General features: G+C 69.0%; 22 protein-coding genes and 1 other RNA gene. 16 read left to right on the forward strand and 7 right to left on the reverse strand.

Annotated features, from left to right (window positions below):
* Positions 1–5 precede the first annotated feature (5 nt).
* Both ACQW02_RS21945 and ACQW02_RS21950 read right to left on the reverse strand, forming a co-directional pair.
* A complete protein-coding gene (locus ACQW02_RS21945; RefSeq protein WP_431282039.1) occupies positions 6–350 on the reverse strand; it encodes a hypothetical protein in 345 nt (114 codons plus the stop codon).
* Between the two features lie 100 nt (positions 351–450).
* Positions 451–3,591, reverse strand: a complete 3,141-nt coding sequence (locus tag ACQW02_RS21950) for an Rne/Rng family ribonuclease (protein WP_431282040.1) — start codon at positions 3,589–3,591, stop codon at positions 451–453.
* A gap of 690 nt (positions 3,592–4,281) precedes the next feature.
* On the opposite strand from ACQW02_RS21950, the gene ACQW02_RS21955 reads away from it, so the two are divergent.
* Positions 4,282–5,085, forward strand: coding sequence for an N-acetylmuramoyl-L-alanine amidase family protein (locus tag ACQW02_RS21955; RefSeq protein ID WP_431282041.1), 804 nt, complete (start codon positions 4,282–4,284; stop codon positions 5,083–5,085).
* A gap of 8 nt (positions 5,086–5,093) precedes the next feature.
* On the opposite strand, the gene ACQW02_RS21960 is transcribed toward ACQW02_RS21955, so the two are convergent.
* Entirely contained in the window at positions 5,094–6,050 is a 957-nt protein-coding gene (locus ACQW02_RS21960; protein WP_431282042.1) for an acetyl-CoA carboxylase carboxyltransferase subunit alpha, read from the reverse strand.
* A gap of 191 nt (positions 6,051–6,241) precedes the next feature.
* Between ACQW02_RS21960 and ffs the strand changes: the two genes are divergently transcribed.
* The 13 genes from ffs (at position 6,242) to ACQW02_RS22025 (ending at position 18,210) form a co-directional block, all read left to right on the forward strand.
* Positions 6,242–6,338, forward strand: an RNA gene (gene ffs, locus ACQW02_RS21965) — signal recognition particle sRNA small type.
* A gap of 122 nt (positions 6,339–6,460) precedes the next feature.
* A complete protein-coding gene (locus ACQW02_RS21970) occupies positions 6,461–8,362 on the forward strand; it encodes a DNA polymerase III subunit gamma/tau (protein ID WP_431282043.1) in 1,902 nt (633 codons plus the stop codon).
* A gap of 12 nt (positions 8,363–8,374) precedes the next feature.
* Positions 8,375–8,692, forward strand: a complete 318-nt coding sequence (locus tag ACQW02_RS21975; protein WP_431282044.1) for a YbaB/EbfC family nucleoid-associated protein — start codon at positions 8,375–8,377, stop codon at positions 8,690–8,692.
* A 16-nt stretch (positions 8,693–8,708) separates the two neighbouring features.
* A complete protein-coding gene (locus tag ACQW02_RS21980) occupies positions 8,709–10,040 on the forward strand; it encodes an aspartate aminotransferase family protein (RefSeq protein ID WP_431282045.1) in 1,332 nt (443 codons plus the stop codon).
* Positions 10,041–10,090: 50 nt separating this feature from the next.
* Complete coding sequence (locus ACQW02_RS21985; protein ID WP_431282046.1) at positions 10,091–10,375, forward strand: type II toxin-antitoxin system ParD family antitoxin; 285 nt, start codon at positions 10,091–10,093, stop codon at positions 10,373–10,375.
* Positions 10,372–10,695: a type II toxin-antitoxin system RelE/ParE family toxin gene (locus ACQW02_RS21990; RefSeq protein ID WP_431282047.1), complete on the forward strand. Its 324-nt coding sequence runs from the start codon at positions 10,372–10,374 to the stop codon at positions 10,693–10,695. The genes ACQW02_RS21985 and ACQW02_RS21990 overlap by 4 nt, the downstream gene beginning before the upstream one ends.
* Positions 10,696–10,760: 65 nt before the next feature.
* The gene (locus ACQW02_RS21995; protein ID WP_431282048.1) at positions 10,761–11,729 is read left to right on the forward strand and encodes a CobW family GTP-binding protein; all 969 of its coding nucleotides are present in this window, start codon (positions 10,761–10,763) and stop codon (positions 11,727–11,729) included.
* Positions 11,729–12,769, forward strand: coding sequence for a WD40 repeat domain-containing protein (locus tag ACQW02_RS22000; RefSeq protein ID WP_431282049.1), 1,041 nt, complete (start codon positions 11,729–11,731; stop codon positions 12,767–12,769). The genes ACQW02_RS21995 and ACQW02_RS22000 overlap by 1 nt, the downstream gene beginning before the upstream one ends.
* 3 nt (positions 12,770–12,772) lie before the next feature.
* Entirely contained in the window at positions 12,773–13,579 is an 807-nt protein-coding gene (locus tag ACQW02_RS22005; protein ID WP_431282050.1) for an aldo/keto reductase, read from the forward strand.
* 60 nt (positions 13,580–13,639) lie between these two features.
* Entirely contained in the window at positions 13,640–14,287 is a 648-nt protein-coding gene (locus tag ACQW02_RS22010; RefSeq protein ID WP_431282051.1) for a hypothetical protein, read from the forward strand.
* A gap of 16 nt (positions 14,288–14,303) precedes the next feature.
* The gene (locus ACQW02_RS22015; protein ID WP_431282052.1) at positions 14,304–15,251 is read left to right on the forward strand and encodes a hypothetical protein; all 948 of its coding nucleotides are present in this window, start codon (positions 14,304–14,306) and stop codon (positions 15,249–15,251) included.
* Positions 15,252–15,262: 11 nt separating this feature from the next.
* On the forward strand, positions 15,263–16,888 hold the full coding sequence (locus tag ACQW02_RS22020; RefSeq protein WP_431282053.1) for a Dyp-type peroxidase: 1,626 nt from the start codon (positions 15,263–15,265) through the stop codon (positions 16,886–16,888).
* Complete coding sequence (locus ACQW02_RS22025) at positions 16,885–18,210, forward strand: cytochrome P450 (protein ID WP_431282054.1); 1,326 nt, start codon at positions 16,885–16,887, stop codon at positions 18,208–18,210. The genes ACQW02_RS22020 and ACQW02_RS22025 overlap by 4 nt, the downstream gene beginning before the upstream one ends.
* On the opposite strand, the gene ACQW02_RS22030 is transcribed toward ACQW02_RS22025, so the two are convergent.
* Genes ACQW02_RS22030 through thiS form a run of 4 tightly spaced genes read right to left on the reverse strand, consistent with a single transcriptional unit; the run spans position 18,203 to position 19,903 of the window.
* On the reverse strand, positions 18,203–18,580 hold the full coding sequence (locus ACQW02_RS22030) for a YqaA family protein (RefSeq protein WP_431282055.1): 378 nt from the start codon (positions 18,578–18,580) through the stop codon (positions 18,203–18,205). The two genes, ACQW02_RS22025 and ACQW02_RS22030, sit on opposite strands and share 8 nt — an antisense overlap.
* Positions 18,581–18,627: 47 nt before the next feature.
* A complete protein-coding gene (locus ACQW02_RS22035) occupies positions 18,628–18,933 on the reverse strand; it encodes a P-II family nitrogen regulator (protein WP_431282056.1) in 306 nt (101 codons plus the stop codon).
* Positions 18,930–19,706 (reverse strand): thiazole synthase, encoded by a 777-nt coding sequence (locus ACQW02_RS22040; protein WP_431282057.1) that lies wholly within the window; start codon positions 19,704–19,706, stop codon positions 18,930–18,932. Before ACQW02_RS22040 ends, ACQW02_RS22035 begins: the two co-directional genes overlap by 4 nt.
* A 2-nt stretch (positions 19,707–19,708) precedes the next feature.
* Entirely contained in the window at positions 19,709–19,903 is a 195-nt protein-coding gene (thiS, locus tag ACQW02_RS22045) for a sulfur carrier protein ThiS (RefSeq protein ID WP_431282058.1), read from the reverse strand.
* A 170-nt stretch (positions 19,904–20,073) separates the two neighbouring features.
* Between thiS and aroQ the strand changes: the two genes are divergently transcribed.
* Together aroQ and ACQW02_RS22055 are read left to right on the forward strand one after the other, a co-directional pair.
* A complete protein-coding gene (aroQ, locus tag ACQW02_RS22050) occupies positions 20,074–20,532 on the forward strand; it encodes a type II 3-dehydroquinate dehydratase (RefSeq protein WP_431282059.1) in 459 nt (152 codons plus the stop codon).
* A complete protein-coding gene (locus ACQW02_RS22055; RefSeq protein WP_431282060.1) occupies positions 20,529–20,987 on the forward strand; it encodes an acetyl-CoA carboxylase biotin carboxyl carrier protein in 459 nt (152 codons plus the stop codon). Before aroQ ends, ACQW02_RS22055 begins: the two co-directional genes overlap by 4 nt.

Consider the following 20,987-nt stretch of genomic DNA (forward strand, 5'->3'; position numbering starts at 1 on the left):
GCCCTTCAGCTCGGCGGGAAGACGATCTCGCCAGGCCCGCCCACGTGGAAGCCGTGGTTGCCGATGACCGAGGTGCCGTTCATCACCGCCCCGGCCGTATTGGTCCAGGAACAGGCGATGACGGAGGCTTCGCTCAACGAGCCGGCCGGGATCGTCGCGGGGGTCGAGGTCAGGCGATAGGTGACCGCGCCGTTGCGCGTGACGACGCAGGTCGCGGGGGCCGGGGTCGTCACGCGGACCTCGGACAGGGTTGCGCGGTCCATGGGCTGGGGCGCGCAGGCGGACAGAGCCACCAGTGCCACGAAGGCGGCACCGAGGCTGCTGTGACGGGCGATCAGGATCTTGGTCATGTTGCGTCTCCGGACGGTTGTCTCCGTCAGGAAGCGCGCGAGCCATGCCGAGGGTTGCATCACCCATCCGGGGTCATGCCCCGGATGGGTGGTTATGCTGTCAGCGCTTCCACCACCCTTGCTTGCGCGGGGCGGCGGCGGCGTCGGGTTCGGCGCCGATCACGATCGGCTTGATCGCCGGGCCCTGCGCCGGTTCGGGGGCGGGCTCCGGCGCGGCCCGGGCAGCGACCACGGCAGGTTCGGCCGGGACCGGCGCGACCGCTTCGACCGGGGCAGTCTCAACCGGGGCAGCCTCAGCCGGCACCGCTTCGATCGGCGCGGCTTCCAGCGGCGCGGAGTCCACGGTGGCGGCCTCCGCCGGCGTGGCGACGCGACGGGTCGCCTCTGCCTCGGCCGCAGCTTCGGCCGCGGCCATCACGTCAAAGATGTCGTCCATCGTGCCGGCGAAGGGATCGGCCGGGGTCGGGCCGACATAGCGCGGGGCAGCGGCGGCGGGCGGCGTGAAGGGGGCCGGGGCGGCTTCAGGCTCGGCTTCCTCCGTCGCTGCCGGTTCGGCGCCTTCGCGGCCGGCCACTTCCTCACGCCGGCGACGCCCACCACGGCGGCGGCGGCGGCGGCGCTGCGCCTCCTCGCTGTCGGGGTTGGCGGCATCGGCCTCGGCTTCGCTGTCACCCACCAGGTCGTTCAGCACTGCCTCCGGGACCTCGACCTCGGGCAGGTCGGCCACGGGCTCGGCTTCGGCGCCGGGCAGTTCGGGCGCGCGCTCGCCTTCCTCGCGGCGACCGCCACGGCGGCGGCGGCCGCCACGGCGGCGGGCTGCGTCGTCGCGGCTGCGCGCACCGGCATCGTCGCGGCTGCGCGCACCGGCATCGTCGCGGCTGCGCGCGCCGGCATCGTCGCGGCTGCGCGCGTTGGCGTCGTCGCGGCTCCGCGGGCTGGTCTCATCGGCCAGATCCTCGGCCAGGGCGTCGTCGGCGAAGGTCAGTTCCTCGGCCTCGGTCGCCTCAACCGCCTCGGTCGCGGCGGTGTAGTCCATCTTCAACGCCGAGGTCGCCGCCGTGGGCAGCGGTGCGTTCGGGTTGGCCGCCTTGGTGCGTTCGATGCGGAAGGCCGCACCCAGCGCCGTGGGATCGGCTTCGAACAGCACGCACATGCCGGTCCGTGCTTCGATCGACATCAGGCGATCGCGCTTGCGGTTCAGCATGTGGATCGCGAGCGGCGCCGCCAGGAAGACGCGGATTTCGGAAGCGCGGCGACGGGCGCCCTCTTCCTCGATCCCGCGCAGCACCTGCAGGGCGGCGCTGTCCGGGCTGCGGACGATGCCGAGGCCCTGGCAATGCGCGCAGGTGACGAAGGCATGTTCCGTCAGCGACGGGCGCAGCCGCTGGCGCGACATTTCCAGCAGGCCGAAGTGGCTGATGCGGCCGACCTGGATGCGCGCGCGGTCGTGGCGCAGCGATTCCTTCAGCTTGCGCTCGACCATGCCATCGTTGCGGGCCGATTCCATGTCGATGAAATCGATCACGATCAGGCCGGCGAGGTCGCGCAGGCGAACCTGGCGCGCGACTTCCTCGGCCGCTTCCAGGTTGGTGCGAAGGGCCGTGTCCTCGATGTGCCGGTCGCGGGTGGCGCGGCCGGAGTTCACGTCGATGGCGACCAGCGCCTCGGTCTGGTTGATGACGATGTAGCCGCCCGACTTGAGCTGGACGGTGGGCGACATCATCGCGTCGAGGATCTGTTCGACACCGTTCTTGGCGAAGAGGGGAACCAAGGGATCCTGATACAGGCGGATCTTGCGTTCCTGACCCGGCATCAGCATCCGCATGAAGTCGCGGGCTTCCTTCCAGGCATCCTCGCCGGCGACGACAATCTCCTCGAAGTCGCGGTTGTAGACGTCGCGGACCGAGCGCTTCAGCAGGTCGGCTTCTTCATAGATCAGCGCCGGCGCGGCAGAAGCCAGGGTACGTTCGCGGATGTGGTCCCAGAGCTGGACCAGGTATTCGCAGTCGCGCTTGATCTCCGGCTTGGGACGGGCGGCGCCGGCCGTGCGGACGATCAGCGACATGCCCTCGGGCAGGTTCACTTCCTCGACAATCTCACGCAGGCGGCGGCGATCGGTCGCCGAGGTGATCTTCCGGGAGACACCGCCGCCACGGGGCGAGTTCGGCATCAGCACCGAATAACGGCCGGCGAGGGAGATATAGGTGGTCAGGGCCGCGCCCTTGCCGCCGCGCTCTTCCTTGACGACCTGCACCAGCATGATCTGCCGGCGGCGGATGACTTCCTGGATCTTGTAGTGACGCAGGTAGCGGTTCGGCACGCGGCGTTCGCGGGCCTGTTCGTCCTGGGTTTCTTCTTCCTCGTCCTCGCCGCCGAGGGTCTCCGGCGGGGGGGTGTCCTCGGCGCCGGTCTCGACCTCGATCGGGCCGGGGCCGTCATTGGCGTTGGGCTCGGGCAGGTCGGCCAGGGGCGCGGCGGCGGCGGTGAGGTCGGCTTCGGGCTCGACCTCGGCCACATCGGCCTCGGCGGGCGGGGCGGCCTCGCCGTGGCGGACCTCCTCGTTCATCGACATCGGCTGGGCGCGGGGCGGCGCATCGGGGGTCGGTTCGGCGTCAGGGGCGACGGCGACAGCCTCGGGGGGGGCGGCGTCTTCCGGCGCGGTCGCCTCGGCGACCGGCGCCTCCTCGACGACGGCGTCCACGACAGCGGCCTCTGCAACCACGGCTTCGGCGGTCCCGACTTCGGGGGCCGCGGCTTCGGGGGCCTCGGCGCCAGGAAGACCGGCCTCGATCGGTTCGGCCACGGCATCCGGCTCGAACGCGGCGGTCACACCCGCCTCGGCCAGCACTTCGGCGGCCAGGGTGTCGCCATTGGCCGCGGCTTCGGTCAGGGCGGCGGCCAGGGCTGCCTCATGCGCCGCGTCGATTTCGTCCTGGGCCGCGTCCTCAGCGGCTTCGGCGGCCTGGGCCGCCAGCAGGCGCTGCCGGTCGGCGACCGGGATCTGGTAGTAATCGGGGTGGATTTCGCCAAAGGCGAGGAAGCCGTGGCGGTTGCCGCCGTATTCGACAAAGGCGGCCTGCAGGCTGGGTTCCACCCGGACCACCTTGGCCAGATAGATATTGCCCTTCAGGGGCAGGCGGTCGGCGGCCTCGATGTCGAAATCATCCAGGCGGTTGCCGTCCAGGACGACCACCCGTGTTTCTTCGGGGTGGGATGCGTCGATCAACATGCGCTTGGTCATGGCGCGGAATACTCCCTGCCCCGGCACGCTTGGGGTGCTGCGGGGCGGCATGGGGTGGCGGGCCCGAGTGCGGGACGCTGAGACACGACCTGGCGCTGCATGCGGCGCATGGTGGGGTGTCTCATCCTTTCCCTCGGCGGGCCGCGCAGGATGCGGCGGCCCGGTGGCGATGCGACGTGCTGGGTCATGCCCCGGAATGGCCCCGCGGCCGGAGGGGCCACGGGCACGGTCGGGCCAGCGGCAGGCGCGCGATGGGCCAGGCGGCCCCGAAGACATCGAGGTGAGCCAAGCCCGCGCGCACCCGGTCGCGTGCGGCGACGCTTAAGGGGATGCCGGCGAACGGGCGGCGGCAAAGCGGCCGCTCCATGCCTGCAAGAATTGGCCGCCCTGCCCGATCGAACGGGCGCGGCGCTGGCGAATGCCGCACCGGCCCTGTTAAGGGGAACGGGCGGCGTGCCGACACCGACGGGGCAGCCAGCCCCGAATGCGCCGCCAGCGGCGCGTGCCGCCGGGGCACCGCACCATAGGAGCGGGAGGCTACAACCGCAACCGTCTGGTTGCCGACAAAATGGGCATCGCGGATCGGACCGAACGACCCGAAGTAACACAGGCGCTTGCGGCGTTTTTCTCGATTAAACCCGGAGGCGATCCAGGCTATATGCTGCGCCCTGCCACCGCAGGTTGCCGAATTTGCCGTTTTCCCGCCGACGCCTCTACGCCCTTTTCGCCAGCCTCGGGACGGCGGGCGGCCTGGCGTCGCCTGCCTTGGCGCAGTCGAGGCCGACGCGGCCGGCCCGCCGCCCCCCCTTGCCGCTGGTCGTGCTCGACCCCGGGCACGGCGGGCGCGACCCCGGCACGATCGGCGCCAGAACCGGCGTGCATGAGAAGGTCATCACCCTGGCCGCCGCACAGGAACTGCGCCGCCAGTTGGAAGGCAGCGGGCGCTGCCGCGTGCTGCTGACGCGCAACCGCGACATCTTCATCCCCTTGGACGAACGCGTCGCCATCGCCCGGCGGCGTCAGGCCGCGCTGTTCATTTCGCTCCATGCCGACAGTGCGCCCGGCGCGCGCGGCGCCAGCGTCTATACCTTGAACGGCAATGCGACGGACGCGATGTCGGCCGCGCTCGCCCGCCGCGAAAACAACGCCGATCGTGCCGGCGGCCTCAACCTGCCGCCCGTCAGCCCGGAGGTCGCGCGCATCCTGATCAGCCTGGTGCAGGCCGAAACGCGGGAAGGCTCCGACCGCCTGGCGCGCATGGCCGTGACATCGCTGGGCGAGACCGTGCCGCTGCTGCCCAACACGCATCGCCAGGCGGGGTTCGCCGTGCTGAAGGCGCCGGACATCCCCTCGGTCCTGGTCGAGATGGGGTTCTTGTCGGACCCGCGGGACGAGGCGGCGCTGCGACGGCCGGACCATCGGGCGCGGGTGGCGGCGGCGTTGTCGCGCGGGGTCCAGGCCTATCTGGCGGCGACCCCGACCGCGACGGGCTAAGGCGCCCGTCAGACGACCGCGTTGCGGCCCATCTCCAGGAATTTCTCCCGCCGCCGGGCCTTCAAGGTCGCGCCATCCTGGCCCAGCAGCGGCGTCAGCGCCGCCCAGACCGCATCCCCGACCGCCGTCAGCGCCGCCGCCGGGTCCCGATGCGCACCGCCCAGCGGTTCGCCGATCACCGCATCGACCAGTTCCAGCCGCTTCAGATCCTCGGCCGTCAGGCGCAGCGCCTCGGCCGCCGTCGGCGCCATGGCGGCGTCGCGCCACAGGATGGAGGCACAGCCTTCCGGCGAGATCACCGAATAGATCGCGTGTTCCAGCATCAGCACGCGGTCGGCCGCGGCAAGGGCGATGGCGCCGCCTGACCCGCCCTCTCCAATGATGGTCGCGACGAAGGGGACGGGGGCGTCGAGCCCGGCTTCGATCGCGCGGGCGATGGCCTCGGCCTGGCCACGCGCCTCGGCCTCAATGCCCGGGAAGGCGCCAGCGGTATCGACGAAGGACAGGATCGGCAGGTTGAAGCGCCCGGCGAGTTCCATCAGGCGCCGTGCCTTGCGATAGCCCTCGGGCCGCGCCATGCCGAAGTTGCGGTGCACGCGACTGTCGGTATCGGTGCCCTTCTCGGTGCCCAGCACCACCACGGCGCGGCCGCGAAACCGGCCCATGCCGCCGATGATCGCCGGATCATCGGCAAAGGCGCGGTCCCCGGCCAGCGGGGTGAAGTCCTGGATCAGCGCCTGGATCGTCTGCAACGCCTTGGGGCGGTCGGGATGGCGGGCGACCTGGGCCTTCTGCCAGGGCGTCAGTTTGGAATAGGTCGCGGCCAGCAGTTTCTCGGCCTTGTCCTGCAGGCGCCCGACCTCATCCGCCAGGTCCAGCCCGTCGGCGTCGGTCGCGCGGCGCAGTTCGTCGATCTTGCCTTCCAACTCGGCGATCGGCTTTTCGAAGTCGAGGAAGTGGCGCATCGGGGGTCCATCAGGGCCGACGGCACGGGGGGTGTGCCGCGGGCGGGGCCGTGGCGCGCGGGCGCCAGGCGGTTCAAGCCAGGGTGCCCCCCATAGCGCCCCCTTGCCGCGAGGGCCAGAGACAGCCCGAAAAGGCAATCCTTCAGGCGCGGACTTGCCGCGGCGGCCCCGGCGCGCGATATACCGCAACGGAAGGCCGGCGGCGGACGGGCCCCTCGCCAACCCGGTCAGGTCCGGAAGGAAGCAGCCGCAACGGGTTCTCGCCTGGGTCGCTTGTCGGTCTTCCACCCTTTCCCCAATCTGGGCCCCAATCTGGGCCCCAGCCTGGAAGGGTCTTTATCGGGCGGGGTTCGGCCGCCAACGTCGCCCGGCGGATCGCCTGGCGCCTGACGCAGGATGCCCCGCCGCCCATGCCGTCGGATTTCTTTGGATCGGATGAGGCAGCGGTCGAATCGCTGCCCGAACCGCCTGCGCCCGAGGGCATGGGGCTGTTCGGCGAGCCGACGCCGCCGCCACCGGCCGCAGCCCCACCACCTGCCCCGGTCATCGCCGCCCCCGCCAATACCCCCTACCGCGTGCTGGCCCGCAAATACCGCCCGCAGACCTTTGCCGACCTGATTGGCCAGGAAGCCATGGTCCGCACCCTGCGCAATGCCTTTGCGCAAGACCGCGTGGCGCATGCCTTCATGCTGACCGGGGTGCGCGGGGTGGGCAAAACCACCACGGCCCGAATCGTGGCCCGCGCGCTGAACTGCATCGGCGCCGATGGCACGGGTGGCCCGACGGTCGAACCCTGCGGGGTCTGCGCCGAATGCCGCGACATCCTGGCCGACCGCCACCCCGACGTGATCGAACTGGACGCCGCTAGCAACAACGGCGTGGAGAATGTCCGCGAAATCCGCGAACAGGTGCGCTTCCGCCCAAGCCGCGCGCGCTTCAAGATCTACATCCTCGACGAAGTCCACATGCTGTCGGGGCCGGCGTTCAACGCCCTGCTCAAGACGCTTGAGGAACCGCCGCCAGCGGTAAAATTCCTCTTCGCGACGACCGAGTTGCGCAAGGTTCCGGCGACCATCCTGTCGCGCTGCCAGACCTTCCACCTCAAGCGCGTGCCGCAAACGTCGTTGGCGACGCATTTCACCCGCATCGCGGGGCTGGAGGGCGCCAGCCTGGAGCCAGAGGCCCTGGCGATGATCGCCCGCGCGGCCGATGGCAGCGTGCGCGACGGGTTGTCGCTTCTGGACCAGGCCATCGCGCTGGCCGGCCCCGGCCAGGCGGTCGCTACCGAAACGGTGCGCGACATGTTGGGCCTGGCGGGCCGCGACCTCGTGTTCGACCTGATGGAAGCACTGGTCGCCGGCGACGTCGCGACCGCGCTGACGGTGCTGGGGGCAGCGCATGAACGCGGCGCCGATCCGGCCGTCGTGCTGGCCGATCTGGCCGACCTGACCCACACGCTGACCCGCATGGTGGCGGTGCCGGCCCTACGGGACGATGCCTCGCTGCCGGAAGCCGAGCGCACGCGGGGCGCGGCGCTGGCCGCACAACTGGACATCCCGTCGCTGACCCGGCTGTGGCAGATGCTGCTGAAGGGCCTGGGCGAATTCGCCGATGCGGTGGACCGCCGCGCCACGGCCGAAATGGTGGTGATCCGCCTCGCCTATGCCGCCGCCCTGCCGCCGCCGGGTGAGGTCTTGCGCCGGCTGGATCCGAACGGCGCCGCCTCGGGCCGTGGCGCGCCGGCACCGTCCGGCGGCGGCGGCGGCCCGCCGCCGCTGCGGGCCATGCAAGGTGGTGGCGGCGCGGCCCTGGCCGTGGCGGTGCCACTGGATGTGCCGGCGATGGCCGCCCCCCGTGCCTTCCGCGACGTGGTCGCCCTGGCATCCGGCCGGGCGCCGCTGCTGCATGCGATGCTGGTGCAGTCGGTGCATCTGGTCGGTTTTGCCGAAGGCCGCATCGAATTGCGCCCGCGGCCGGAGGCCCCGCGCGATTTCGCCTCCCAACTGGCGGCGATGCTGCTGGAGACGACCGGTCGGCGCTGGACCATCACCCTGTCCAACGACGCGGGCGAGGCGACCTTGGCGGAACAGAGCGCGGCCCTCGCCTCCGACCGCCACGAAGCGGCCCGGGCGCATCCGCTGGTGCAGGCGATCCTGGCCGTCTTCCCGACGGCCACCATCGGCCCGGTGCGCGACGAGCGGCTGGACGCCTATGGCCTGATCGCCGAAGAAACGCCGGAACCCGATTTCCCCGATTTCGCCCCGCCCGACGCCTCCGGCGCCTGGGATGGTGAATTCCCCGATGAGGATTAACGGAGACTCTCCATGAAGAACCTCGCCAACATGATGAAGCAGGCCCAGCAGATGCAGGGCAAGATGCAGGAAATGCAGGCCAAGCTCGACGCCATGGTGGTCGAAGGCCAGGCTGGCGGCGGCATGGTGAAGGTCACGCTATCGGGCAAATCCGACCTCAAGCGCGTCGCGATCGACCCCAGCCTGATGGATGACCGCGAGGTCCTGGAAGACCTGATCATCGCCGCCCACGCCGACGCCAAGCAGAAGGTCGAAGCGGCGATGGCGAGCGAAATGCAAAACGCCACCGCTGGCATGAACCTGCCCGCCGGGCTCAAACTGCCGTTCTGAACCAAGGATCGCCGCCATGCCCGATGACATCCGCGTCTCGCGACCGAACAACCTTGAAGCCTTCTGGATGCCCTATTCGGACAACCGGTACTTCAAGGCGAACCCGCGCCTGCTCGCGCGGGCGGAGGGCATGTCGTATTTCACGCCCGAAGGCCGCGAAGTGCTGGATGCCACGGCCGGGCTGTGGTGCTGCAACGCGGGCCATGGGCGGCGGGAGATCACCGAGGCGATCCAGCGTCAGGCCGGAATCCTTGACTTCGCGCCAACCTTCAACATGGGCCATCCCCTGGCCTTCGAGGCCGCGGCGCGGGTGGCGGAGATGACGCCGGCGGGCATGGACCGCGTCTTCTTCACCAATTCCGGCAGCGAGAGCGCCGATACCGCGCTGAAGATCGCGCTGGCCTACCACCGCGCGCGCGGCCAGGCGCAGCGGGTGCGGCTGATCGGGCGGGAACGCGGCTATCACGGCGTTGGTTTTGGCGGCATGTCGGTCGGCGGCATCGGCGGCAACCGCAAGCAGTTCGGTGCGATGCTGCCCTACACCGACCATCTGCCCCATACGCATTTGCCGCACCAGAACCGCTTTGTGCGCGGGCAGCCGGAGCATGGCGCGGCCCTGGCCGACAAGCTGGAAGACCTGGTGGCGCTGCATGGCGCCGACACCATCGCGGCGGTGATGGTGGAGCCGATGTCGGGTTCGACCGGCGTCCTGGTGCCGCCCAAGGGTTACCTGGAGCGGCTGCGCGCGATCTGCGACAAATACGGCATCCTGCTGATCTATGATGAAGTGATCACCGGTTTTGGGCGGCTGGGCACCGCCTTCGCCGCCGACCGGCTGGGCGTCGTGCCGGACATCATGACCATGGCCAAGGGCCTGACCAACGCGGCGGTGCCGATGGGCGCCGTGGCGACCTCCAACGCCGTCTATGATGCGATCGTGGATGGTTCGCCGGCCGGGATCGAGTTGTTCCACGGCTATACATATTCGGGGCATCCGCTGGCCTCGGCCGCGGCGATCGCGACGCTCGACCTGCACCGGTCCGAGGACCTACCCGGCCGCGCTGCCGCCATGGAACCCTATTGGCAGTCCGGGATGCACGCCCTGGCCGATGCGCCGGGCGTGGTCGATATCCGCGACTTCGGTCTGGTCGGTGCAGTCGAACTGGCGCCGCGCCCCGGCGCGCCGGGCAAGCGGGCGATGGAGGTCTTCCATCGCTGCTTCGACAAGGGCGTGCTGGTGCGGGTCACCGGCGACATCATCGCGCTGTCGCCGCCGCTGATCATCGAAAACAGCCACGTCGACCGTATCGTCGAGACGGTGCGCGAGGCTGTGGGGGCGATTTCGTAGCGACAGGGCAGGCAGATTGGCATAATCTGCCAATCGTCAGGAGCCACCCCATGCCCACCCGCAACGTCGTCGTCACCGAACACCAGGCTGTGCTGATCGACCGGCTGGTCGCCTCCGGCCGCTACCAGAATGCCAGCGAGGTGCTGCGCAGCGGGTTGCGGCTGGTGGAGGTGCAGGAGGCCGACCATGCCGCACGGCTGCAGCACTTGCTGGGACTGATGGCGGAGGGTGAGGCCGACCTCGCGGCCGGCCGGGCCGTCACGCTGGGAAGCCCCGAGGATATCTCAGCCTTCCTCGATGGGTTGGTCCGTGAACAGGATGCGGCGGCCGGGTGAGCTTGTGGCGGGTCACGCTGACCCAGAAAGCGATCTCCAACATAGGCGGCATCCTTGCCTGGACAGCGCGACATTTCGGCCCGGCCCAGCGAGATCTGTATCGCCGTGCCATCGAACAGGCCCTGGTCCTGCTGCAGCAAGGGCCAGGCGTGCCGGGAAGCCGCCCCGCCCATGGGGATCGCCCCGAGTTCCGCGTGCTTGCCCTGCGCGGGCGCAGTCGCCACGTGGTGATGTTCCGCGAGAGGGCACCTGGTGAGGTCGTCGTGCTGCGCGTCCTGCACGACGCGATGGACCCGCAACGCCATCAGGCCGACCCCTGACCGCCCCGTTTGTCGAAGCCCACCCGCCGCACCATATTGCGGCCAACCTTGCAAGAAGACCCCTCATGAGCGACCGTCCCCCCGTCCCCGTCACCGTGCTCACCGGCTATCTCGGCGCCGGCAAGACCACGCTGCTGAACCGCATCCTGACCGAGAACCACGGCAAGAAATTCGCCGTGGTCATCAACGAGTTCGGTGAGCTTGGCGTGGACAACGACCTCGTGGTGGATGCCGACGAGGAAGTGTTCGAGATGAACAACGGCTGCATCTGCTGCACCGTGCGCGGCGACCTGATCCGCATTCTGTCGGGCCTGATGCAGCGCCGCGAAAGGTTTGACGGCATTATCGTCGAGACCACCGGCCTTGCCGATCCCGCCCCCGTCGCACAAACCTTCTTCGTCGACGAGGATGTGAAGCGCGCGACCAAGCTCGACGCCATCGTGACCGTGGTGGATGCCAAGCACCTGCTCGCCCGCCTGGCGGACAGCAAGGAGGCCGAGGAGCAGATCGCTTTTGCCGACCTCATCGTGCTGAACAAGATGGACCTCGTAACCCCGGCCGAGGCCGATGCGGTCGAGGCGCGCATCCGCGCCATCAACCCCTGGGCGCAGTTGGTCCGCTCGGAAAAATCCAATGTGCCGCTGGATCAGGTCGTCGGCCGCGACGCCTTCAACCTGGCCCGTATCCTGGAACGCGAGCCGGACTTCCTCTCGGGCGAGGACCACCACACGCATGATGGCGACATTATGTCGCTGTCCTTCGAAACCCAGAAGCCGATCGACCCGGAAAAATTCAACGTCTGGATCCAGGACCTGCTGGCGACCAAGGGCCAGGACCTGCTGCGGACCAAGGGCATCCTGGCCTATGCCGGCGAGGATCGGCGCTTCGCCTTCCAGGCCGTCCATATGATCGCCGATGGCGATTTCATCGGGCCGTGGAAGGACGGGGCCGAACGCCGAAGCAAGATCGTCTTCATCGGCCGCGACCTGAACCGCCCGCAGTTGCGCCGTGGGTTCGAGGCCTGCGTCGCCTGATGAGCACCACCATCGACGATGCCGACGCGCTGCTCGCCAGGCGCGGCATCTCCCACAGCCTGGACGCCTGGGTCATGGGCGTGGCCTTTGGGCAGGAGGGCAAGACCGTCGGTTTTGCCCTGGGCGATGGCAGCCTGCGCCTGGCCGATCCGGATGATTTCGCGGCCCCATGGCGCGAGATCGCGGCCCATGACGGCGCCACCCGCACCGTCGTCCCCGATTGCGCCGATGGCTTCCTGACCGGCGGCGATGACGGCCGCCTGTGCCGCGTGGCACCCGATGGCAGCGTCACCCAGGTCGCGTCCCTTGGCGCGATGAAATGGGTCGAGCATGTCGCCGCCCACCCGGCCGGCGTACGCGCCGCCGCCGTCGGCAAGCAGGTCCAGGTCTTCGATGCCAAGGGCAAGTTGCTGAAGACCCTGGCGCATCCTTCGTCCGTTACCGGCATCGCGCTGGACGGCAAGGGCAAGCGCATCGTCGCATCGCACTACAATGGCGCCAGCCTTTGGTATGTCGCGGCCAAGGTGGACAGCCCGCGCTTCCTGGAATGGAAGGGCAGCCACACCGGCGTCGTCATGCACCCCGATGGCACGCATGTCGTGACGGCGATGCAGGAAGCCTCGCTGCACGGCTGGCGGCTTGAGGATGGGCAGCACATGCGGATGTCCGGCTACCCGGGCAAGACCAAGTCCATGGGCTTCACCAAATCCGGCCGCTGGCTGGCGACGGCCGGGGCCGAGAGCGTCGTGCTCTGGCCCTTCTTCGGCGGCGGGCCGATGGGCAAGGCGCCGACCGAATTGGCCGGTGGCGACGACGTGCTCTGCACCCGCATCGCCTGCCATCCGCAGCATGAGGTCGTGGCCGCCGGGTTCGGCGATGGGCTGGTGCTGATGGTCGAGGTCAGCAGCGGCAAGATCGTGCCGGTCGCGGCCCCCGGCCGCGGCGCCGTCTCCGCCCTGGCCTGGAGCCGCAGCGGCGCGCATCTCGCTTTTGGTACCGAAACAGGCTTTTGTGGCTTGGTGAACCTCGCGAAGCAGTAGGCAATGACCCTGAACATTCCCCGCATTGGTCTCGGCACCTGGCGCCTGCTTGGCGCTTCCGGCCAGGCATCGGTCGAAACCGCGCTCGAACTCGGCTACCGCCATCTCGACACCGCCGAGATGTATGGCAATGAGGAGATGGTCGGCATGGCGCTGGCGGCCTCCGGCGTGCCGCGCGACGATGTCTTTGTCACCAGCAAGGTCTGGTGGACCAACCTGTCGCCGGACGCGATGCGCACCTGCATGGGGATGTCGCTGCGGCGCCTGGGGCTGGCGCAACTGGACCTGTACCTGATCCATTGGCCGGCGAAGGGCATGGATCTGAACCAGGCGCTGGACACCCTGCAGACGCTGCAGGCCGAGGGGCTGACCAAGGCCATCGGCGTCGCCAACTTCCCGCCCGCGCTGCTGGAGGCCGCCTTGGCGACCGGCGCGCCCTTGGCGGCGTTGCAGGTTGAGTATCACGCCATGCTCGGCCAGGACCGGCTGCTGGCCATCACCCGCGCGCATGACATGGTGCTGACCGCCTATTCGCCGCTGGCGCAGGGGCGGCTGGCCGCGGACCCGACCCTGGGCGCCATCGCGACCCGGCTGGGCGTCACCCCCGGCCAGGTCGCCCTGGCCTGGCTGATGCGGCAGGACGGGGTGGTGCCCATCCCCAAGGCGTCACGGCGGGAAAACCTGGCGGCGAACCTGGCCGCCCTGGATATCGCCCCCTTGCTGACCGAGGCGGATCTGGCCGCCATCGCCGCCCTGCCCAAGGACAAGCGCGCCGTGAACCCGGTTTTCGCACCCGACTGGAACGCCTGACTTTCATCTGTTCCATTTCGGCATGCGGGCGGTCTAGGCTCCCTTCGGGGAGGGGCCCGCATGTCGAACGTCGCCGGCAAGGCCTATGGGATGAACGTCGTCACGCCCATGCGGCCGTGGAAGACGTGGATCAATCGCTTCATCTTCATGGTGGCCCGCACCCAGCCACAGCAGTTGGGCGGGCTGTTGGGCCTGTCGATCATCCATTTCGCCCGCTGGGTCATGATCCGGCGCGACCAGTGGCCAGACCTTGGCCAAGGGAAACCCCAACTCGCCAATGATTACATGCTGTTCGTCAGCAATTTCAACGGCACCTGGGACCAGTATATCGACGCCTTTTCCGACGGGATTCCGAATGGGCTGGACCTGTTCTGGTATTCCAGCACCAGCTACCCGGGATCCATCCCGATCACGCCCTTCAAGACCTATATCCGGCACAACCAGGTCGACATCGACTACTATTACAACGCGACGCCGGGCTCGGCGCAGCGCGACATCAAGGCGGCGTTCCGGGTGCGCGCGGTGCTGGACGACCTGCGGCAAAAACATGCGGCGATGGACCCGGCGGGGTTTGCCGCCGCGTATCGTCGGGCGCTCGCCTCGGTGCAGAACGACCTGCCGTCGCCGGGCTACGCGCCGGTCGCCAGCAACGACACGCAGAACGCCGACCTGAATCGCGGGGCGCTGGTATCGCGCCCGCCAAGCTGACCGGGGGTCCCTGGCGATGCCGAACTTCGATGGTGGCCACTATTTCCTGACGACGCTGATCCCGGTCCGCACCGATCTGGTGGCCGATCCGCGCAGCACGGCGATGATCATCTCCCACGTCCACGCGCTGCGGCAGGTGCTGATCGCGCTGCCGACCGCGCTGCAGACGCCGGCGACCGAGCGCATCGGCCAGAACAGCCCCTTTGCCCGCAACCGGGCGACGCATTTCGCGCGGTTCACGGTGATGGACGATGTCGCCTTCAACGGCCGCGGCCAGCGCGACCCGATCAAGGTGGCGCTGGCGGGGCCGGAGCCGCATACGCGCGACACGGTGGACCGGCTGCCCTTCCCCTACCTGATGTTCGTCGCCGATTTCGACGCGGCGGACGGATCGCCCGAGGCCCTCGCCACCTGGCTGCGCGACATCTGGGCCGTGATGGCGCCGGAACTGCGGGATATCCTGAGCCACTGCCAGGGCGACGCGACGGATGCCGATAGTTTTGTCAGCCTGATCACGCGCTGCCAGGTCGAGACGACCATGCCCTTCAACGACTACTGGCCCGGCGCGCCGCCGCTGTCGCCGCTGCCGCTGAAACAGGTGCTGGCGCCGGCGGGCGTGGCGGCGCTGGTCTTCGTCGTCGGGCTGATCGGCATGATGCTCGCGCACCATCATGGCTGGCGGCTGCTGATGCTGCTGGGGCTGGCCGGGATCGTCGTCGGCCTCTGGTATGCCTACCGCGAGGTGATGACCAAGGGCGCCCTGCCCTTCCCGCCGGCACCGGGCGCCGACCTGCCGGGGGTGCTGAAGGCGCTGTATCTGCAACAGCGCTTCACATCCTTCGCGATCGACACCCAGGGCAAGGATGACGCGGCGTTGCACGCGGCATTCGGCGATTTTCTGCGTGACCACAAGCCGGAGGATACGGCGGCCCCCACGCAGCCCCCCGGCGTGGTGCGGGCATAAGGGAGGCGGCGATGACCATCCAGCGCGAACTCGCCGATATACAGGGCAATATCCTGTCGGCCTATGGCCGGCTTGGATTCCCCAAAGGTCGTTTCCTGCTGCTGAATGTCGCGAATGCCGCAGCCGGGCGCATGGTGATCGACATGCTGCGGCCGATCGTCACCACCGCGGTGCGCTGGCCATCCAAGTCCAACCCCTACCCGCCCGGCACCATCTACCAGGCGCGGCCAGAGGTGGCGGTGAACCTGGCCTTCACCTTCCGCGGCTTGCTGGCGCTGGACGTGCCGATCCGCACCCTGCGCGGCATGCCGGATGAATTCATCGACGGCATGGCCGCGCGCGCCGATATCCTCTGCGACAACTATCCGCACAACATCAAGGAAACCTGGGATCCGGTCTGGCGCCCGACCACCGATCCGCTGCGCCGCGTCCACATCCTGGTCACGCTGAACGCGCAGATGAAGCCGGATGGCACGCCGGTCGATCGGCTTGACGAGATCACGCGGGAAATCGCGGCGCTCTGCGACCAGACCAAGGGCGGCGTCACGGTGCTGTCCGGCCATCGGGGCGACAATGCCGCCTACCAGGACCTGTCGGCCCTGCTGCAACAGGCCGGGGACGGCACGTATTACCCCATCCCGGTCGAACACTTCGGCTTCGTCGATGCCATCGGCGACCCGGTGTTCGAGGGCCAGGTGCCGGACGAGAACATGGCGCGCGAGGTGATCGGCCAGGGCAAGCTGATGGCCGACCAGACCTGGCAACCCATCGCCGCCGGCGAGTTCCTGTTGGGCCACCCGGATGAATCGCAGGAAATCGCGGGCCACGCGATGCCGATGGATTTCAGCCGCAACGGCACCTTCTTCGCCTATCGCAAGCTGCACCAGAATGTCGCGGGCTTCCGCAACTACCTCGCGTCAAAAGCCGATGCCTTCGCCGCCGTGATGCAGGTCCCGCGTGCGGAAGCGGAACCCACGCTGATGGCGAAGATCGCCGGGCGCTGGGCGGATGGCGTGCCACTGGTCTCCGCCCCAACCTTTGGCGAATGGCAGGCGGTGCGGACCCGTCGCGCCGCCGCCGAGGCCGCCGGCGACAAGGCCACCCTTGCCGCATTGGACCGCGCGCTGGTGGATTTCACCTTCGCGGGCGATCCGGACGGGGCGAAATGCCCGTTTGGATCGCATCTGCGGCGGTCCAATACGCGCGACATGCTGGACCCGCATTTGTCCACGCATGACCCGAAGCAGGTCAACGGATCGGTGCTGAACAACCGTCGCCGCATCCTGCGGCGCGGCCTGCCCTATGGCGCCGCGCAACCCGGCGGCGATGACACCGGCGAACATGGCATCGTCATGCTCGCGGCCTGTGCCAGCCTGTTCCGCCAGTTCGAGTTCGTGCAGCAGCAATGGATGCAATACGGGCTGGATTTCATGGCCGGCAACGACACCTGCCCCATCATCGGCAACCATGGCGAGGACGCGAAATTCGTCATTGCCAGCGATCCCGCCAGCGGCAAGCCGCCCTTCATCTGCGACCGCTTGCCACAGTTCGTCGAAACGCGCGGCGGTGATTACTTCTTCGTGCCGAGCATGACGGCGCTGCGCATGATCGCAACCGGCGTGGTCGATCCAACGTGATCGCGGCCCTGGTTTCAGGGCTGCGTATCCGCCTGGCCATGGGCTGGGCGGCGCTGGTCGCGCTGGTCACATTGGCGCCGCAACTGGTGTCGGGCGATCGCGTGGCAACGCTGGCGGCGTCGGAAAACCAGCGACACGTTTTTTCGCTGCTGCGTTTCGTGCTGCCGAACATCGTGCTTGGGCGGCAACTCATCAAAGCCTATGACAATACCGGCACGGCCATCGTCACCCGCCACACCGATGTCACCGAGGTGTTGGAACGCGACGCCGATTTTGCCGTCGTCTACGAACCGAAGATGCGGGCGATCACCGCCGGGGAAAACTTCTTCCTCGGGATGCAGGACAGCCCAGCCTATACGCGCGACGTGTCGAACATGCGGCTGGCGGTGCGGCGGGACGATGTGTCGGGCATCCTCATCCCCCTGGCCGCGCGGCTTTCGGCCGAAATCGTCGCCGCGGCGCCCGGGCGCATCGATGTCGCCGCCGATCTGACCCGGCGTGTCCCCGCCCGCGTCGTCGCCGCCTATTTCGGCACGCCCGGCTCGTCGGAAGAGGCGATGATCGACGGGACCACGAAAATGTTCTGGTACCTCTTCGTCGATCTGGCGGGGACCGAGGCGGTGACCCAGGCCGGACTAAGCGCCGCGGCGGCGATGCGAACCTACCTCGACGGCGCCATCGCCGAACGCCATGCGAACCCGACCGACGCGGATGACGTGCTGAACCGCTGCCTCGCCCTGCAACGCGCCGGCACGCCGGGGATGGATGACCTGGGTATCCGGAACAACCTGATCGGGCTGCTGATCGGGCTCGTGCCCACCCTGTCGAAGGCATCGGTCCAGGCCCTCGCCGTGCTGCTGGACCGGCCGGAGGCACTGGCGGGCGCCCAGGCGGCGGCACGGGCGGATGATGACGCGCTGCTGACCGCCCATGTGATGGAGGCGTTTCGCTTCGACCCGATCAACCCCGTCATCTACCGCCGCACCGTGCGGGATAGCGAGATCGCGCGCGGCACCCTGCGGGCGCGGACGATTCCAAAAGGAACGATGGTCCTGGCGTCGAACCTGTCGGCGATGTTCGACCCGCTGGCCGTGGAGGCCCCCAACGCCTTCCGCACGGACCGCCCGGCGCGGGACTACATCCTCTGGGGCTACGGCATGCACACGTGTTTCGGTGGCCACATCAACCGCGCGCTGATGCCGCAGATGCTGAAGCCCTTGCTGAAACTGCGCGGGTTGCGCCGCGCCCCGGGGGCGGCCGGTCAGGTGCAGGGCACGCCCTTCCCGCAAAATTTCGTGGTGGAGTTCGACCGCGTCACATAAGGCCCAGCGTGATCGCGGCCAGCACCGCATAGCGGCAGGTCTTTGCCAGCCCCACGACCAGCACGAAGCGCCACAGCGGCTCGTTCAGCACCCCGGCCACCAGGGTCAGCGGATCGCCAATGAAGGGCGCCCAGGACAGCCAAAGCGACCAGTGGCCCCATCGCCGATACCAGCCGCTGGCCCGTGCCAGCGCCTCCGGCTTGACCGGGAACCAGCGGCGATCCCGAAACCGCTCCACCTGGCGGCCGAGCCACCAGTTCACCATCGCGCCCAGCGTATTGCCGAGGCTGGCGACCGCGACCAGCAGCCAGGCCGGCTGGTCCCCGGCCAGCAGCAGGCCGACCAGAACGGCCTCGGACTGCGCCGGCAACAGGGTCGCGGCGACGAAGGCCGCGACGAAAAGCCCCAGACAGGCGGTCAGAAATGCTCCGCCCGCAGCACCGCGCAGTCGCTGATGGAAATAATCGCCGGGCGGGCGTCCAACAATTCATCCCGCGCATCGGCGACGCGGATGGCGACTTCGGCCGAGACGATCGCGACGATCATCACATTGTCCAGCACGCCCCCCGGCACGCCGCCCTGGCGCAGGCCCTGGCGGCCGCGACCGGCCATCACGGGCAGCATGGTCCAGCCGGTGGCGCCCAGGCGTTCCAGCAATTCGGTCACGGTTTCGGCCTGGACCTGCTCGACCACGATCTCGATGCGTTTGCGGGGGTGGTTCATGGGTGGATCAGGCCGCTGGTGGGGCTGGAGGCATCCGCCCGGTAATCGCGTGGCATGCGCCCGGCCAAGAACGCCTCCCGTCCCGCCACCACGGCTGCCTTCATCGCGCGGGCCATCCCCACGGGGTCCTTGGCATGGGCGATGGCGCTGTTCAGCAGCACCGCGTCGCAGCCGAGTTCCATGGCAAAAGCCGCCTCCGACGCCGTGCCGATGCCGGCATCGACCAACACGGGCACCTTGGCCTGCGCCTTGATCGCCCGGATCATATAGGGGTTCACGATCCCCATGCCGGACCCGATGGGCGCGCCCAGGGGCATGATGGCGACACAGCCCATCTCCTCCAGCCGCTTCGCCGCGACCGGGTCGTCGGCGCAATAGACCATCACCTCGAACCCATCGGCGATCAGCGCCGCCGCGGCTTCAAAGGTGCCGGCCATGTCGGGGTAGAGGTAGGGGGGCGGCCCCAGCACCTCCAGCTTCACCAGGTTCCAGCCCCCGGCCTCACGCGCCAGGCGCAGGGTGCGGACGGCCTCCTGCGCCGTGTGGCAGCCGGCGGTATTGGGCAGGTAGGTGTAGCGGTCGGGCGGCACGAAATCCTGCAGCAGCGGCGCCGAGGGGTCGGACAGGTTCACCCGCCGGACCGCGACGGTGACGATCTCGGCCCCCGATGCCGCGATCGCGGCGGCGGTTTCCGGCAAATCCTTGTACCGCCCGGTGCCGACCACGAGTCGCGAGGAGAATCGCCGCCCCGCCACCTCCCAAGAATCGCCCATGGTCAGCCTCCTCCGATGAATGCGACGATTTCCAGCGCATCGCCCTCGGCCAGGGCGGTGCTGGCCCAGGCCGAGCGGGGCACGATTTCCAGGTTGCGCTCGACCGCGACCTTCCGCCCGTCCAACCCCAAGAGGGTCAGCAGGGCGGCGACCGAGGCCGCGTCCGGCAAAGCATGGGTTTGACCATTGACGGTCACGGTTATCCTGGCGTCCATGGGGTCTAAATGGCCGGGCGGCGGGGGCGCGGCAAGCCGGGGCGTATCAGACGGCAACAAACCGGGATGCCACGCGCGCTTGCCGCGCCGAAACCCGCCGTGGTAGCCCCCCGCGGCTAGGGTGAGCCCTTTCCCCCCGCAGGATGACCGCCGTGACCCCGCCCCTGATCTACGTCTTGAACGGACCGAACCTGAACCTGCTCGGCCTGCGCCAGCCGGAGATCTACGGCGCGACCACGCTGGACGATGTCGAGGCGCTCTGCGCCGAGACGGCGGAAGACCTGAACCTCGCCATCGACTTCCGCCAGACCAATGGCGAAGGCGAATTGATTTCCTGGATCCACGAGGCCCGCGCCGCGGCCGCCGGCATCATCATCAACCCGGCGGGGTATTCGCATACCTCGGTCGCGGTGATGGATGCGCTGCTGGCCTCCGACCTGCCGGTGATCGAGGTCCATATCACCAACATCCACAAGCGGGAGGCGTTCCGCCACCACTCCTATGTCAGCCATGTGGCGACCGGGGTGATCTGTGGCCTGGGGCCGGGCGGCTATGCGCTCGCGCTCCGCGCCATGGCTGGAATACTCTCCCAAGGGGAAGACGACGCATGACCACCGGTATCCAGTTCGACCCCGCCGCCATCCGCGAACTGGCAAAGATTCTGCGCGAGACCGACCTGTCGGAAATCGAACTGGTCGAGGGTGATCGCCGCGTCCGGGTCGGCCGCACCGTGACCGTGGCACCGCAGACGGTGATGGTCGCCGCCGGCCCCGCCGCCCCCGCCCCCGCCCTGGCGGCCCCGGTCATCGAGGCGGTGCCCGATGCGGCGCATCCCGGCGCCGTGACCTCGCCCATGGTCGGCATCGCCTACCTGGCGCCCGAGCCCGGCGCGCCGCAATTCGTCACCGTGGGCGCCCGGGTCGTGCAGGGCCAGACCCTGTTGCTGATCGAGGCGATGAAGACCTTCAACCAGATCCGCGCCCCCAAGGCCGGCACCGTGACGCGGATCCTGATCGAGGGTGGCTCGCCGGTCGAATACGGCGAAGCCCTGCTGATCGTCGAATAG

The organism is Humitalea sp. 24SJ18S-53, from assembly GCF_050632385.1.
Lineage (GTDB): Bacteria > Pseudomonadota > Alphaproteobacteria > Acetobacterales > Acetobacteraceae > Humitalea.